This is a genomic window from Pseudobutyrivibrio ruminis DSM 9787, assembly GCF_900218035.1.
Lineage (GTDB): Bacteria > Bacillota > Clostridia > Lachnospirales > Lachnospiraceae > Pseudobutyrivibrio > Pseudobutyrivibrio ruminis.
In genome coordinates this window covers 88,337-105,053 of record NZ_OBMR01000009.1, presented here as the reverse complement: position 1 = coordinate 105,053, position 16,717 = coordinate 88,337, and the positions used below count along the sequence as shown (strand labels likewise).

Here is a 16,717-nt window from a genome sequence, read left to right as displayed (position 1 = left end):
ACCTGATTAAATCTCCCAAACTCCTGCAAACCATGCTGGGACACTCATATCCATATTTAAATCCACATTATCGTAATTACGAATCAAGCAAGCCTTTCCTTCCACGTCAAAATCCAGCTTGTATTGCACCTCATTGGCACTTACATTACATACAACAAGTATCTTTCTGTCCCCAAACTGTCTTGTGTATGCAAATATATTTTCATCTTCCTTGTCTAAAAGCTGGTATGTGCCATATACGATAATGTCTGACCACTCGCTTTTTCTTCTAAGCTCAATCAGCTTTTGATAATAATAAAATACAGAATTGCTGTCCTCTAATTCTGATTTTGCATTGATTGTCTTGTAATTTGGATTTACTCCTATCCAAGGTTTTCCTGTTGTAAATCCTGCTTCTTTTGTTTCATCCCACTGCATTGGAGTTCTGGCATTATCTCGGCCTTTTGCTCTGATTCCTGCCAACAAATCCTCCTCTGTCATGCGATTTCCACCAACTAATTCCTTGTAAGCATTGATTATTTCAATGTCTCTACATTCATCAATTGATTTGAAAGGATAATTTGTCATTCCAAGCTCTTCGCCTTGATATATATAAGGCGTACCCTTCATCATGTGAAGAACTGTGGCGATGCACTTTGCTGATAGTGGTGAGTCATCTCCAAGTCTTGATACGATTCTAGGCTGATCGTGATTGTCCCAATACAACGAATTCCATGCCTGGCCCTCGAGCTCATTCTGCCATTTACTTAAGTTTGCCTTAAGATCTGGCAAGTAGAATCTTTTGGTTGTCCATTTTCCTCGTTCGTCGTAATCTAGTCCTGTGTGCTCAAATTGGAAAACCATATTCAGCTCAGAATTATCTAAATTTGCATATTTCTTTGCTTCCTCTATAGTTACGCCTGCGCACTCCCCAACTGTGATCAAGTCGTATTTTGAAAGCACTCGCTTTCTCATTTCCTGTAAATACTCATGAACTCTTGGGCCATTAGTTGTATTGGACAAATCCCCATAAAGGGCATCTCCTTCTTTTTTACCATCTGGTAATCCAGGCACTTTGGAAATCATTGATATTACATCCATTCTGAATCCATCAATACCCTTTTCACACCACCAAGTCATCATGTTGAATACTTCATCTCTGACTTTTTCATTGTCCCAGTTCAAATCCGGCTGCTTTTTTGAAAAGCAATGTAGATAATACATTCCTGTTTTTTCATCAAACTCCCATGCCGACCCTGAAAAACATGAGCCCCAGTTATTTGGCTCTTTGCCGTCCTTTGGCTCTCGCCAGATGTAATAATCTCTCTTAGGATTATCCTTTGAAGATCTGCTTTCGATAAACCATTTGTGCTCATCCGATGTGTGATTAACTACCAAATCCATTACGATTTTGATTCCATGCTCGTGAGCCTCTTTTAATAGGGCGTCGAAATCCTCCATATTGCCGAAATCATCCATTATGTCCTGATAATCTGAGATGTCATATCCATTATCATCATTAGGAGATTTATATATTGGACTTAGCCAAATTACATTTATTCCAAGCTTTTGTAAGTAATCTAATTTACTTCGTATACCATTTAAATCACCAATGCCATCACCATTTGAATCACAAAAAGATCTTGGATAAATCTGGTAAATGACACTTTCTTTCCACCATGCCTTTTCCATTCTGTCCTCCTTTAGTTATACGAATAACCTTATAACTAAAAATTAACCCAAGAATAATCTTGGGTCAAAGGTTATGCACATAACTATTACTATGTGACATATTTAGTTTTTTATTTTTATTAATATTTTACAACTGCCTACATGACTCCCTAATAACCAGCTCTACCGGCAGTTTTATGTCATGGTCCACTGGCTTATTCTTAATCATTTTCATCATGCTATCTACTGCAGATTCTGCTTTTTGCTGTACGTTTTGGCGTATTGTTGTAAGCTCTGGTGTGGATAGTTTTGAAAACAATATATCATCATAACCTGCTACTGAAATATCTTCAGGTACTGTTTTTCCATGCTCGTTTAAATATTTTATTACTCTTAATGCGTAGAAATCTGAAATACAAAAAACAGCTGATTTTTCTATTAAGGCTGGATAGATTCTGTCCAAACCTTCCTGCAGTTCTTCCCTTTTCATATCGATAATAAAGTGAGAGCTTTCATCGATTTCAATACCATTATCGATAAAGCTTTGGCGGAATCCGCGCCATCTATGTCTTGTATCTTCCTCATCATTGTCATCTAGCATGGCCACATTTGTATGACCTATCGATGCCAAATAACTGCCAATTTTGTAGCCACCATCATAATCATCAATAAAAACTTGCACCAGCTTATCGTACTCATAAACGAATGCCGCATCTAAAGTAACAATGGGTTTCACAAACTCCTGGCTGATTGCAATCATGGCTTCCTTGGTGTAGTTGCTTAGAATCAGTCCATCCAAATTCCATCTTAAGGCATCCTTAACAACTCGTTCTGGTGACTGGTCTAGAATAATCAAAATATATTTATCTCTTTTTCTAAATTCCTTTTCAAGATAGGAGAAGAGGATACTAAAATATGGATCACCCATAATATCCTTTTTATCGCTGGAATCCATTACCGCTACGCCAATTAAGCCTGAGCATCTGCTTACCAGATTGATTGCAGATTGATTCGTAATATATCCACTTTCCGCTATTTCTGCTTCAATTCGTTCTCTTACTTCCTTTGAGACCTTTTCATACTTGCCATGCAGTACATACGACACAGTTGCTGTACTTACCCCGCATGTTTTTGCAATGTCTTTGATTCTTACCATAGCATTCTCCTCCTTGTTTTTAGTTATACGCATAACCTATTTACCTGTCAATATTTTTATGTTAGCGTTTACTTAGATTAATCTAAGGAGTGGCTTTTACATGGAAAAAAAATGGTGGCACAACAAGGTAGCTTATCAAATCTACCCAAAGAGTTTTTATGATACCAATGGGGATGGTATTGGAGATATAAACGGAGTTATTGAAAAACTAGATTATTTGCGGAATCTTGGAATTGATATTATTTGGCTTTCACCTATTTACTGTTCACCTTTAGCTGATCAGGGATATGATATTTCTGATTACTACGATATCGACCCTCGCTTTGGCACTATTGCTGATTTGGACCGTCTAATTGAAGAAGGGAAGAAGAGGGGTATTGGAATTGTAATGGATTTGGTGGTAAACCATTGCTCTGATGAACATGAATGGTTTAAAAAAGCCTGCGAAGACCCTGACGGAGAATACGGCAAATTTTTTTACATTGAAGATTACAAGGATGGTGATCCTTTGCCTTGCAATTGGCGTAGCTACTTTGGAGGTAGTGTATGGGAAAAATTGCCAGGACATGACGACAAAATCTATCTTCATGTGTTCCACAAGAAACAGCCAGATTTGAACTGGGAAAACCCTAAGCTTCGCAAGGAAGTTTACCAAATGATTAACTGGTGGCTAGATAAGGGTATTGCTGGATTTAGAATCGACGCCATCATCAACATTAAAAAGAAACTTCCATTTTCAGATTATCCTGTAGATGGTGATGATGGACTTTCCTCAATCGACAATATGCTAAAAGAAGCAACTGGGGTAGGAGAGTTCCTTAATGAATTAGCTGATGAGACATTCAGAAAGCATGATGCCTTTACCGTAGGAGAAGTCTTTAATGAAAAAGATGAGGAGCTTCCATTATTCATCGGCTCACATGGATACTTTTCTACCATGTTTGATTTTTCTGCTGAATCTACAAAAGAAGATATTTCTCCTGAGAACTATAAAAATGCGATTTTTAATGCACATGAGAGAGTTGATGGCATTGGTTTTCTTTCTAACATCATCGAAAATCATGACGAACCTAGAGGCGTTTCAAGGTTCATACCAAAAGAAGATTTAGATGACACCAGCAAAAAGATGCTGGCAGGTATATACTTCCTTCTTCCTGGACTTCCATTTATTTACCAGGGACAGGAAATAGGTATGGAAAACCTAGATAAAGTTAATGACGTTAATGATTTGGATGACTGTGCAAATGCCAACATCTACGAAACAGCATTACATGAAGGGAAGACACATGCTGAGGCCCTTGCACATCTTATAAATGTGACAAGAGATAATGCCCGTACCCCTTTCCAGTGGGATGACTCTGAGAATGCAGGATTTACCTCTGGAAATCCTTGGCTTTTAATTAATCCAAAATATAAACATATTAATCTTGCTGAACAGATTAATAATTCGGATTCAGTATTTAATTTTTATAAGGAGCTTATTTCACTTAGAAAGAATCCTGAATATGAATCAACTTTAGTATATGGCGAATTTGCTCCATACAAACCAGAGCAGAAAAACCTTCTTGCCTACAGTAGGGTAGGAGAGAAGAGTGTAATGGTTATTGCTAATTATCAGAAGGATGCCCAAACACTTAGTTTACCTTCTAAAATAAAAAAGGTTTTGCTTTCCAATACAAGCAAAACCTTAGACAATTCTTCATTTAACGGCACAGAAATTGTGCTCTCTCCTTACGAATTGTTAGTTGTTGAAATGGTTTAAATACGGGCATCATTTAAACCATTTCTATTGAATTTTTTATAAATAAAATTCACAATGAAAAAGCTTGTGATTCCACCACAGATTCCTATCAAGGAACCTGCTAGCACATCTGTAGGCCAGTGTACAAACACATACAAACGGCTTATGGCGATTAAAGCTGCTAGTACAAGTGCTGGAATTCCAAGCTTTTTATTTCTTGTAAAAATAGCAGTTGCCACAGCAAAACTGGCATTTGAATGACCTGATGGAAATGAAAAATCCTTTGGAATACTTACAAGCATCTGTACGTCTGTCTCAAGCCAACATGGTCGACATCTCATAATACTTGGCTTTAGAATCACATTGCAAATAATAACTGTCATGATAAGTGATATTGCTGCCTGCACACCCATCTTTCTATTGAATGGCAAAATCAAGAGTAGGAGAGTAACAACTATCCAAAACCATCCGCCATTTCCTAAGGAAGTAATCTTTGGAACTATCCAGTCTAAAAAGCTATTATGTATGCTCTGAAACCAGTGGAGTAAATCAAGCTCCCATTGAAAATAAAAAATGTTACCCATTATTTATATTCTCCTTTATAAAAAAAAGTGCCAAGTTATCTTGACACTTTTATTATATCATTTTTAGATTTTATGCTTCAATCTTGCAGAACGATTTCTTGCCCTTCTTAAGAAGGAATTCCTCTGCAAATGCATCCTTTTCGTATGATGTAAATGGATCAGCAACCTTATCTCCGTTAACTGAAACACCACCCTGCTGAACAGCACGACGAGCCTCTGCACGGCTAGCTGTAAGACCAGCAGAAACAAGGATCTGGAGGATATCTACCTTACCGTCCTTGAAGTCTTCATCTGAAAGCTTATGGCATGGTACGTTTTCTGAGTTTGCTCCACCTGCGAAAAGTGCCTTAGAAGCCTCGCGAGCCTTGTCAGCCTCCTCTGTACCGTGAACCATCTGTGTAAGCTCATAAGCAAGGATATCCTTTGCTTCATTAAGCTGTGCACCTTCCCAGCTATCCATCTTCTGGATTTCCTCGATTGGAAGGAATGTAAGCATACGGATGCACTTAAGAACATCTGCATCACCAACATTTCTCCAGTACTGATAGAACTCGAATGGTGAAGTCTTGTTTGGATCAAGCCATACTGCGTTACCAGCTGTCTTACCCATTTTCTTACCCTGTGAATCAGTGAGAAGAGTAATAGTCATGGCGTGAGCATCCTTACCAAGCTTACGTCTGATAAGCTCTGTACCACCAAGCATGTTTGACCACTGATCGTCACCACCGAACTCAAGGTTACAATCATAGTGCTGGAACATGTGATAGAAGTCGTATGACTGCATAATCATGTAGTTGAACTCAAGGAATGAAAGTCCCTTTTCCATACGCTGCTTGTAGCACTCAGCACGAAGCATGTTGTTAACTGAGAAACATGCACCAACTTCTCTAAGAAGCTCTACGTAGTTGAGGTCAAGTAACCAATCAGCGTTGTTAAGCATAAGAGCTTTGCCATCAGAGAAATCGATGAAACGCTCCATCTGACGCTTGAAGCACTCAGCGTTGTGATCGATGTCCTCACGTGTAAGCATCTTTCTCATGTCTGTACGACCTGAAGGATCGCCGATCATAGTAGTACCGCCACCGATAAGGGCGATTGGCTTGTTGCCAGCCATCTGTAATCTCTTCATAAGTGTGAGAGCCATAAAGTGACCGGCTGTAAGGCTATCTGCAGTACAATCGAAGCCGATATAGAAAGTTGCCTTGCCCTCATTTATTAATTTTTTAATTTCTTCTTCGTTTGTTACCTGAGCAATCAGGCCACGAGCAACTAACTCGTCATAAATTGTCATTGCAAAATTCTCCTTTCTCACATTTTTGAATAGTTAGTTTTGTATAAACAAAAATCCCTCGCCCCCATTACTTAGGGTCGAGGGATTTAAATTAGAGGTGCCAACCAGATTTGAACTGGTGATAGAGGTGTTGCAGACCTTTGCCTTACCACTTGGCTATGGCACCTTATTAAGTAAAACGGAGAAGGAGGGATTTGAACCCTCGCGCCGGTTGCCCGACCTACACCCTTAGCAGGGGCGCCTCTTCGGCCTCTTGAGTACTTCTCCAAAGTTGTAGGTAAATTACTTATTTTGTTTCGACGCAAGTGTTATTCTACTAGAGTAATGCACCATTGTCAACAATATTTTGGGGAAATCTTCACGATTTCCCCAAAAATTTTTCACACTTTAAAATCTAGTAAAAAGACTAGTTGATTGTTGCATGATAGAAGTACTTCATTCCCTCTACAGTACCATATACACCCTTTACATAATCCTTGATCATGTATGGATCGTTGTAGTAGTAGATAGGGATGATGCACCATGTATCCATAAGGTAATCCTCAGCCTCATGCATAAGCTCTGCACGTGCAGCAAGATCTGCCTCTGTACGAATACCTTCAATCATCTCATCATACTTAGCCCAATCAAGATCCTTGCTAGAATCCTTACCGAACTGTGGATTGTTGTTTCCTGATGCTGTTGTGTACATTTCAAGCATGTTTACAGGATCGTTGTAGTCCATAATCCAGCCTTCACGAGCGAAGTCATACTTACCAGCCTTACGTGTCTCCTGGAATACGTTCCACTCTTCCTGATCGATAGAAAGGTTAATTCCGATTGTTGCAAGGTCAGCCTGGATACACTCACCGATCTTTACGTTACCTTCTACGTTGTTTGTAAGGTATGTTAATGAAATATCCTGTGTAAGAGCATCTGAAGCTGTATCATATAATCCGATAGACTCAAGAAGTGATTTAGCCTCTTCTACGTTTGCTTCGTAATCTGTTGAGTAGTAATCCTTGTTCTTGAACTCACCACCGTTACCATCTGAGCATCCAGCTGGAACAAATGATGTAGCAACTTCCTGGTTGTTCTGACCTACTGTGTCAATGATGTACTGACGGTCAATTAAAAGAGCGATAGCATGACGGAATACCTTAGCCTGCTCCTCATCAAGACCAAGCTCATCATAAAGATCTGTGTTGTAGTTGAATGATGCATAGTATGTACCAAGGTTATCAAGTACTACATACTCTGAGCTTGTCTTAGCTGTTTCCATTTCCTCTACAGGAATATCATCGATGAAATCAAGATCTCCTGTTGTGTAAGCTGTGTAAGCAGCTGTTGTTTCAGCTGTAAGCATTACGTTAAGTGTTGTAACTGTTACTGAATCAGCATCCCAGTAATTGTCGTTCTTTACATATGTCATATCTGAATCATGGTTCCATGATTTAAGAACATAAGCACCGTTACATACGAAGTTTTCGCCTGCATCGTTAGCCCATGTACCAACTGGATCACCATCAGACATAGAAGCTTCTACAGCTTCCTGGTTAACTGGGAAGAAGAATGGGAATGCACATAAATCAAGGAAATATGGGCATACGCTCTTAAGTGTTACTGTAAGTGTCTTACCATCTTCAGAAGCAACTACATCACCATCACCAAGGCCTTCTTCATATGTGAAGCTTGGGAAAATCTCGCAAAGGTAGCTGTAATCAGCTGCAACCTCTGGAGAAGCTGCACGCTTCCAAGAGTATACGAAATCTGTTGCATCAAGATCATCACCGTTAGACCACTTTAAACCATCACGCATTGTGAATGTGTATGTAAGTCCATCATCTGATACCTCATAGCTCTCTGCGCAAGCTTCCTCAAGCTCTCCTGCTTCATTGTAACGCATTAAACCTTCAAATGAGTTTACTGCAAGACATCCACCATCTACTGATGAGTTAAGAGCTGGATCAATGTGAGCTGGCTCACTAGACATCCAAATGTTAAGTGTTGTCTTATCTTCCTTTGTTGTTGCAACTGCTGGTGCTTCACCTGTAGATGAACCCTCAGTAGATGCTGCCTTATTGCCACAAGCAACCATTGAAAGTGCCATAGCAGCAACAAGTACTAATGAGACTAATTTCTTCTTCATACTATCCCTCCTATAATTTTAATCTCTTTTATATTTCAATCCCTATAGGAATTAAAACCAATACCTTCTCTTATTTGTTCCAACATGCAACCATGTGACCATTTCCTCTATCTGTAAATGGAGGCATCTCACATGCACACTGCTCTGTAGCGTAGCGACATCTTGTTCTGAATGGACATCCGCTAGGCATCTTTAGAGGACTTGGAACATCGCCCTCAAGAATAATTCTCTGGCTCTTTCTAGCTGTCTCAGGATCTGGAATTGGTACTGCTGAAAGAAGTGACTGAGTATATGGATGAATTGGGTTGTCCATAAGCTCATCTGCATCAGCAATTTCCATCATGTGACCTAAGTACATAACAGCAATTCTGTCAGAGATATGCTGAACTACTAATAAATCGTGAGCGATAAATAAGTATGATAAACCTCTTTGCTTTTGAAGGTCCTCAAACATATTTACAACCTGTGCCTGAATTGAAACATCAAGAGCAGATACAGGCTCATCACAAACGATGAATTTTGGATCTACAGCAAGAGCTCTTGCAATACCGATTCTCTGACGCTGTCCGCCTGAGAACTCGTGAGCATAACGTGTTGCATGCTCTGCGTTAAGTCCTACTGTTTCCATAAGCTCCATGATTTTGTCATGGCGCTCTCCCTTTGATGTGTAAAGCTTGTGCACATCAAGAGGCTCACCAATAATATCTTCTACAGTCATACGTGGGTTAAGAGAAGAGTATGGATCCTGGAATACCATCTGCATCTGCTTACGATATGGCTGCATTTTTACATCAATTTTTTTCTCGCTATCAAAAAGAACATCGCCATCAAATACAATACGTCCGCTTGTTGGCTGGTAAAGACGTAGAAGAGTACGTCCTACTGTTGTCTTACCACAACCTGACTCACCTACAAGACCAAGTGTCTCACCTGGCTTGATTGTAAAAGAAATATCATCAACAGCCTTAAGAGGTACTGTTCTAAATCCATTTTTTACTGGGAAGTACTGCTTTAAGTGGCTTACTTCTAAAATATTCTCGCTACTCATTTACTACTTCCTCCTGCTTCATATTCTTAATATTCATCCAACATGATGCCATGTGTGTCTCGCCAACTCTGATTTCTTCTGGCTTTTCCTTTAAGCAAATCTTCATTGCTTCATCGCAACGAGGACAGAATGCACAACCTTCTGGCATGTTTAAAAGATTGATTGGTGTACCACCGATTGGTACTAATCTTTCTTTGCTGTTTGATTTTGTTGGAATAGAGCGGAGTAAGCCCTTTGTATATTCATGTGAAGGAGAGTAGAAGATATCATCTGCTGTACCTCTTTCACAAACACGACCACCATACATAACGATGATTTCATCACACATAGATGCGATTACACCAAGGTCATGAGTTACCATGATGATTGCCATACCAAGCTTTTTCTGAAGATCCTGCATAAGCTCAAGAATCTGTGCCTGGATTGTAACATCAAGGGCAGTAGTAGGCTCATCGGCAATAAGGATATCTGGTTCACAAGCAAGTGCCATGGCAATCATAACACGCTGTCTCATACCACCTGAAAGCTCATGTGGATACTGTTTGAGACGCTTTTCTGGCTCATTGATTCCTACAAGGCTAAGTAATTCCTTAGCTCTTTCGTTTGCCTGTTCCTTTGTTTTATTTGTATGTAAAAGAATTGCCTCTTTTAACTGATAACCGATTGAAAATACTGGGTTAAGAGATGTCATTGGATCCTGGAAAATGATAGAAACGCATCTACCACGGAAACCTGCCATCTGCTTAGCATCCCAATCTACAATGTTTTCGCCTTTGTATAAAACCTTGCCTCCGGAAATGCTTCCATTGTCAGCAAGAATCTGCATTATAGAATATGCAGTAACTGATTTACCTGAACCAGACTCACCTACGATACCAAGAGTCTTTCCTGGCTCAAGTGTAAAATTAACTCCGTTTACAGCACTTACATCACCGTTATCTGTAGTAAAGGTAGTATGTAGATCCTGCAACTCTAATATGTACTTATAATCTTCCATCACTATCACCTCTTATCTAGATAACTTTGGGTCGAATGCGTCACGAAGACCATCGCCAAGTAAGTTTAATGCAAGTACAATCAAGCAGATTGCAAATGCTGGGAACAAAAGTCTTTCTGGATATGTCATCATACCGCTTCTTGCTTCGTTTGCAAGAGAACCAAGTGATGGCATTGGAGCAGAAACACCAAGTCCTACGAATGAAAGGTAGCTCTCTGTAAAGATAGCTGATGGAATCTGAAGGGCAGTAGTAATGATAATTACTGATAAGCAGTTTGGTAAAATGTGCTTCAAAATTGTACGTGATGTAGATGTACCGATACATTTTGCAGCAAGAACATATTCATTCTGCTTGATAGTAAGAATCTGACCTCTGATAAGACGAGCCATACCTACCCAATATAAAAGTCCAAATACGATGAACAAAGCAATCATATTTGTTCCAAGTTTTGCAAAAATAGTTCCTTTGATAATACTTCCAAGTGTTTCGTTTAAAACTACAGCAAGAAGAATTATCAACAACATGTCTGGTAAAGAATAGATGATATCAACAATTCTCATCATAACAAGGTCAACTCGTCCACCAAGATAACCTGAGATTGAACCGTAAAGCATACCAATCATTAAAACAAGGATTGATGCAAAGATACCAACTACAAGTGAAACTCTAGCTCCATAAATTACACGGATAAAATAATCTCTTCCAAGAGAATCAGTACCAAAGATGTGAGGGAATACGCTTTCCCCTTTTGCTATCTGCTTAAGCTCTGATGCACTGTATTCAAATGGATGTAAGTTTGCAGAACCTTTCATGATATCTGCATAACCGTAAGGAATAACAAGTGGTGCAAAAATAATAACTATGATAAGTGCTATAAGAATTCCAATAGCAAGCATTGCTAATGGATTCTTTCTAAGACGTCTCATACCATCCTTAAAGAATGTAGTAGATTCGCCCATAACATCCTGCTGTCTTTTTTCTTCGTCTGTTGCCTTTTCAAAATCCTGCATAGAAAACTTGCTAAGGTCAATCTGTGCAGAAAAAGGCGCCTTTTTAAAATTGTCCTTCATCGAATATAACTCCTTTTCAATTGATTCTTAGTCAAGCTTAATACGAGGGTCAACAATCTTATAAACAATATCTGTTATAAGGTTTGCAATTACCATTACTGTTGCAAGGAAGATGGTAGTTGCCATGATAAGTGTGTAGTCACGGTTTGTGATAGCACTTACGAACTTTGATCCAAGGCCCCCAAGGTTGAAGATTGCTTCTACTACCATTGAACCTGTAAGAATTCCAGCAACCATTGGTCCTACATAAGTAATAACTGGAATTAATGCATTTCTAAGACCATGAACGAAGATAACTTTTCTCGATGAAACACCCTTTGCCTTTGCTGTACGGATGTAATCCTGTCCAAGTGCATCAAGCATTGATGTCTTTGTAAGTCGAGTAATATATGCAAGTGGAGATAAACAAAGAGCAAGCACTGGCAAGAATACTAAGTTTTCTCCAGCAGAGAAAGCTTGTATCACACCAAGCTTTACACTAAATACGTAAAGCAAAATAGTTGCTACTACGAATGATGGCATCGATGTAATTATCGTAATGAAGAAGATAATCAATCTATCCTGCCATTTATTTCTCTTAAGTGCTGCAATTGATCCAAGGATAATTCCAAAGATGATTGCGAAGAATGCTGCAATTAAACCAATCTTTGCAGAGATAGGAAAACTCTCCGCGAAAATATCTTTAATCTCACGACCGTTTTTAAGAGATACACCGAAATCACCGTGTGCCATATTTTTCATATAAATAATGTACTGCTCCCACAGAGGCTTATCCAAATTATATCTAGCCTCAAGCTGTCTAATAACAGCTTCATTGACTGCCTTTTCTTTATTGAAAGGACCGCCTGGAATAGCATTCATTGCAAAGAATGTAATCAAACTAATAATGATTACTGTAACGAATGCCAGCAAAACTCTTTTAACAACATATTTTGCCAATTTTTTATACTCCTTTTCTTGTACTACTTTATTTAAAAACCCCGCACAGTTTTTAAATCTAATTTAGAATTTGAAATTCCTTGATAGCCGTTTCGTATAGGTTGTTTCCATCTGAATCAATAACAACGATTACTGGAAAATCCTCTACATAAAGCTTTCTAATTGCTTCAGCTCCAAGGTCGTCGTAACAAATCACTTCTGAAGATTTGATACATTTTGATAGAAGAGCACCAGCTCCTCCAACAGCTGCAAAATAAACAGCTTTGTTTCTAACTATGGCATCTACAACTTCTGGATTTCTTTTGCCCTTACCAATCATTGCCTTCATTCCAAGGTCAAGAAGCTGTGGGGCATATTTATCCATACGGCTTGCTGTAGTGGGACCTGCCGACCCAATTGGTCTTCCTTCCCTGGCAGGGGATGGTCCCATATAGTAGATTGTGGAATTTTCAATAGGTATTGGAAGTCCTTCTCCCTTATCAAGAGCTTCTTTCATCCGCTTGTGGGCGGCATCTCTAGCAACATATATTTCTCCTGTGATGTAGACATAGTCACCTGAATGAAGTGTTGTTGCTATTTCTGAAGTTATTGGAGTTTGAATTTTATGCTCCATTAAATCTCCCTTGTAATATGCCTATTTACGTGGCAACAAATATTGATTGCCACTGGTAGTCCTGCAATGTGAGTTGCATATGTATTAATGTTTACTGCTAGAGCAGTAGTAGTACCACCGAGACCGCCTGGTCCAATGCCTAGATTATTAATCTTTTCAAGCATTTCATCCTCTAGGTCTTTAACCCATGGGGTTGATGGTCTATCGTCGAAGCTTCTTGTAAGTGCTTGTTTGGCCATGAGGGCTGACTTTTCAAAAGTTCCACCTATGCCAACACCAACAACCATTGGTGGACAGGCATTTGGCCCAGCATCTTTTACCGCCGTAAGAATAGCTTCTTTAACTCCCTCGATTCCATCAGCTGGCTTCAGCATGAAAATTCTACTCATATTTTCAGAACCAAATCCTTTTGGTGCCAATGTAATCTTTAATTTGTCCCCAGCCACATAATCATAATGGATTACTGCAGGTGTATTATCTTTTGTGTTGATTCTTTCAATTGGATCTGAAACTACTGACTTTCTAAGGTATCCCTCAGTGTAACCTTTTCTAACGCCTTCGTTTATAGCATCTGTTAAAAGTCCATCGTCGATATGAACTTCCTGCCCAATCTCCACAAAAAATACTGCCATTCCAGTATCCTGACAAATAGGAATCTGCTCCTTATCTGCTATATCAAGATTTTCTTTAAGCTGGTTTAAAATTTTCTTTCCAAGCTCAGATTTTTCAGTGTTAACAGAATTTTTTAATCGTGAATTCATATCATCAGATAGATAATGATTTGCTTGAATACACATTTCACTAACGATGTTAACAATATCTGCTGTTTTAATGTTCTTCATCACTATATCCTGTTAATGCTTTAATTTATCGTCACTTTAAATGAGTAAAGCAATAAGTTTTAAATAAAAAGGGCTGCTATTTTTTAAATAACAGCCCCATTGCTATTACACACTTTTATGATTCGGTTGTTGAACCTTCATTTAATTCTTCAACCTCTTCCGCAAGTATTGTATCACTTTTTCTAACTTTTGCAATACTAATCAACTTAGTATTTTCTTTTAAGTCGATTAGTTTTACACCAGATGTAATTCTGCTAAGTAGAGCAGTACCGGCAACATTGATTCTGATGATTGTACCTGCATCATTAATGAGCATTACTTCATCATCCTTTTCTACTGCCTTTGCTCCGATAAGGTTACCAGTCTTTTCTGTAATCTTGTAACACTTAACACCCTTACCACCACGGTGGATTGTGTTGAACTCTGTCATAAGAGTACACTTACCAAGACCATTCTCTGATACAGTCATAAGGCTTTCACCCTGAGAAATAAGCTGCATTCCAATAATCATATCATCTGCAGCAAGGTTCATACCGATAACACCCATTGTTGCACGACCTGTTGGGCGAACCTCTGTCTCGCTAAATCGAATTGCCTGACCATATTTTGTAACCATAATTACATCTTCATCGCCATCTGTAAGCTTAACCTCAATAAGCATATCATCATCACGAAGTGTAATTGCTGTAAGACCATTCTTTCGAATATTCTCGTATTCAGTTATCTTTGTCTTCTTAACAAATCCATCTGCAGTTGCCATGAATAAGTATTTATCTTCGCTGTAATCCTCAATAGGAATCATAGCAGTTACCTTTTCATCTGGCTGAAGCTGAAGGATATTAACTACTGCAATACCTCGGCTTGTTCTACTGCTTTCTGGAATCTCGTATGCTTTGATTCTGTATACTCGACCCTTATTTGTAAAGAAGAGGAGATAGTCATGGGATGACATCATAAGCATTTCAACAACGTAATCATCATCAATTGTATCCATACCCTTGATTCCCTTACCACCTCTATGCTGAGTCTTGAAGTTGTCCTCATTCATACGCTTGATATATCCGAGCTTTGTGAATGTAACAACTGTGTTAGTAACAGGAATCATATCCTCCATATTGATATCGTACTCATCAAATCCGATTGATGTACGTCTATCATCGCCATATTTATCAGCGATTTCTGTAATTTCAGTTTTGATTACTGAAAGAAGAACCTTTTCATCTGAGAGAATAGCCTTCAATTTTCCGATTAATACCTGTAATTCATTGTATTCCTGCTGAATCTTGTCTCTTTCCAAACCTGTAAGAGCACGAAGACGCATATCAACAATGGCCTGAGCCTGAGCATCTGAAAGACCAAAGCGCTCCATCAATGTAGCCTTTGCTGTTGCTACATCAGCTGAACTACGGATAATCTGAATTACTTCATCGATATTATCAAGGGCAATAAGTAATCCCTCTAATATGTGAGCACGTTCCTCAGCTTTGTTAAGCTCGTACTTTGTACGACGAGTAACAACATCCTTCTGGTGATTAAGGTAATGTACAAGCATTTCCTTAAGGCTAAGGATCTTTGGCTGATTATCAACAAGTGCAAGCATGATAACACCAAAAGTATCCTGAAGCTGAGTGTGCTTATAAAGCTGATTTAAAATGATGTTTGGATTTACATCACGTCTAAGCTCGATACAGATTCTCATTCCTTCACGAGATGACTCATCACGAAGATCAGTGATTCCGTCGATTCTCTTGTCTTTGTGAAGCTCTGCAATCTTTTCAATAAGACGAGCTTTGTTTACCATGTATGGAAGCTCAGTAACAACAATTCTGCTTTTACCGTTGTCCATTGGTTCGATTTCTGAAACGGCACGAACTCTGATTTTAGCACGACCTGTACGGTATGCTTCTTCAATTCCAGCCTTTCCAAGGATTACACCACCTGTAGGAAAATCTGGTCCCTTTACAATATCAAGAAGCTCATCGATTTCTGTATCTCTATCTTCCTCGATTTGATTGTCGATGATTTTATTAACAGCACCAATTACTTCACGAAGATTGTGTGGTGGAATGTTTGTAGCCATACCTACGGCGATACCAGTTGTACCGTTAACAAGAAGGTTAGGGTAGCGGGCTGGAAGAACTGTTGGCTCTTTTTCAGTCTCATCAAAGTTTGGCATGAAGTCTACGCCATCCATGTCAATATCTTTACCAAGGGTGAACTTTTCATCCTTGTAGTTGATACCAAACATTGTCATGGAAATCTTTGAGAGACGTGCCTCTGTGTATCGCATGGCAGCGGCGCCATCACCATCCACAGAACCGAAGTTACCATGGCCATCTACCAGTGGATAACGTGTGTTCCATTCCTGTGCCATGTTGACAAGTGCACCATAAATAGAACTATCACCATGAGGGTGATACTTACCCATTGTATCACCGACAATACGTGCACATTTTCTATGTGGCTTGTCGGGACCATTATTAAGCTCAATCATAGAGAAGAGAACTCTACGCTGTACTGGCTTAAGACCATCTCTTACATCTGGAAGTGCACGTGAGGCAATTACACTCATGGCATAATCGATGTATGAGGTTTCCATTGTTTGTTTCAGATCAACATCATGAATATTATCAAAAATTTTGTCGTCCATATTTTTC

13 protein-coding genes and 2 tRNA genes are annotated in these 16,717 nt (G+C 39.0%); 1 reads left to right on the top strand and 14 read right to left on the bottom strand.

Annotated elements, in window-relative coordinates:
• Nucleotides 1–6: 6 nt before the first annotated feature.
• Together CRN97_RS10415 and CRN97_RS10410 are read right to left on the bottom strand one after the other, a co-directional pair.
• Nucleotides 7–1,671 (bottom strand): glycoside hydrolase family 13 protein, encoded by a 1,665-nt coding sequence (locus tag CRN97_RS10415; RefSeq protein WP_097076833.1) that lies wholly within the window; start codon nt 1,669–1,671, stop codon nt 7–9.
• A gap of 127 nt (nt 1,672–1,798) precedes the next feature.
• The gene (locus CRN97_RS10410; protein WP_179670739.1) at nt 1,799–2,806 is read right to left on the bottom strand and encodes a LacI family DNA-binding transcriptional regulator; all 1,008 of its coding nucleotides are present in this window, start codon (nt 2,804–2,806) and stop codon (nt 1,799–1,801) included.
• A gap of 100 nt (nt 2,807–2,906) precedes the next feature.
• On the opposite strand from CRN97_RS10410, the gene CRN97_RS10405 reads away from it, so the two are divergent.
• Entirely contained in the window at nt 2,907–4,568 is a 1,662-nt protein-coding gene (locus tag CRN97_RS10405) for an alpha-glucosidase (protein WP_097076831.1), read from the top strand.
• On the opposite strand, the gene CRN97_RS10400 is transcribed toward CRN97_RS10405, so the two are convergent.
• The 12 genes from CRN97_RS10400 to gyrA form a co-directional block, all read right to left on the bottom strand.
• Complete coding sequence (locus tag CRN97_RS10400; protein ID WP_097076830.1) at nt 4,565–5,131, bottom strand: phosphatase PAP2 family protein; 567 nt, start codon at nt 5,129–5,131, stop codon at nt 4,565–4,567. The genes CRN97_RS10405 and CRN97_RS10400 overlap by 4 nt on opposite strands.
• Nucleotides 5,132–5,201: 70 nt before the next feature.
• Complete coding sequence (tyrS, locus tag CRN97_RS10395; protein WP_097076829.1) at nt 5,202–6,422, bottom strand: tyrosine--tRNA ligase; 1,221 nt, start codon at nt 6,420–6,422, stop codon at nt 5,202–5,204.
• Nucleotides 6,423–6,517: 95 nt separating this feature from the next.
• Nucleotides 6,518–6,588 (bottom strand) — tRNA-Cys (locus tag CRN97_RS10390).
• Nucleotides 6,589–6,601: 13 nt separating this feature from the next.
• A tRNA-Ser gene (locus CRN97_RS10385) sits at nt 6,602–6,689 on the bottom strand.
• A gap of 139 nt (nt 6,690–6,828) precedes the next feature.
• On the bottom strand, nt 6,829–8,550 hold the full coding sequence (locus tag CRN97_RS10380; protein ID WP_097076828.1) for a peptide ABC transporter substrate-binding protein: 1,722 nt from the start codon (nt 8,548–8,550) through the stop codon (nt 6,829–6,831).
• 70 nt (nt 8,551–8,620) lie between these two features.
• Entirely contained in the window at nt 8,621–9,598 is a 978-nt protein-coding gene (locus CRN97_RS10375) for an ABC transporter ATP-binding protein (protein ID WP_097076827.1), read from the bottom strand.
• Nucleotides 9,591–10,595 (bottom strand): ABC transporter ATP-binding protein, encoded by a 1,005-nt coding sequence (locus CRN97_RS10370; RefSeq protein ID WP_097076826.1) that lies wholly within the window; start codon nt 10,593–10,595, stop codon nt 9,591–9,593. Before CRN97_RS10370 ends, CRN97_RS10375 begins: the two co-directional genes overlap by 8 nt.
• A 12-nt stretch (nt 10,596–10,607) precedes the next feature.
• Nucleotides 10,608–11,666 (bottom strand): ABC transporter permease, encoded by a 1,059-nt coding sequence (locus CRN97_RS10365; RefSeq protein ID WP_044939280.1) that lies wholly within the window; start codon nt 11,664–11,666, stop codon nt 10,608–10,610.
• 27 nt (nt 11,667–11,693) lie between these two features.
• Nucleotides 11,694–12,605 carry an ABC transporter permease gene (locus CRN97_RS10360; RefSeq protein WP_044939277.1) on the bottom strand — a complete coding sequence of 304 codons (912 nt, stop codon included), beginning with the start codon at nt 12,603–12,605 and terminating at the stop codon, nt 11,694–11,696.
• Nucleotides 12,606–12,663: 58 nt separating this feature from the next.
• A complete protein-coding gene (locus CRN97_RS10355) occupies nt 12,664–13,218 on the bottom strand; it encodes a Fe-S-containing hydro-lyase (protein ID WP_097076825.1) in 555 nt (184 codons plus the stop codon).
• Nucleotides 13,218–14,060 (bottom strand): fumarate hydratase, encoded by an 843-nt coding sequence (locus tag CRN97_RS10350; RefSeq protein ID WP_097076824.1) that lies wholly within the window; start codon nt 14,058–14,060, stop codon nt 13,218–13,220. The genes CRN97_RS10355 and CRN97_RS10350 overlap by 1 nt, the downstream gene beginning before the upstream one ends.
• Before the next feature lie 115 nt (nt 14,061–14,175).
• Entirely contained in the window at nt 14,176–16,710 is a 2,535-nt protein-coding gene (gyrA, locus tag CRN97_RS10345) for a DNA gyrase subunit A (RefSeq protein WP_097076823.1), read from the bottom strand.
• Nucleotides 16,711–16,717 lie beyond the last annotated feature (7 nt).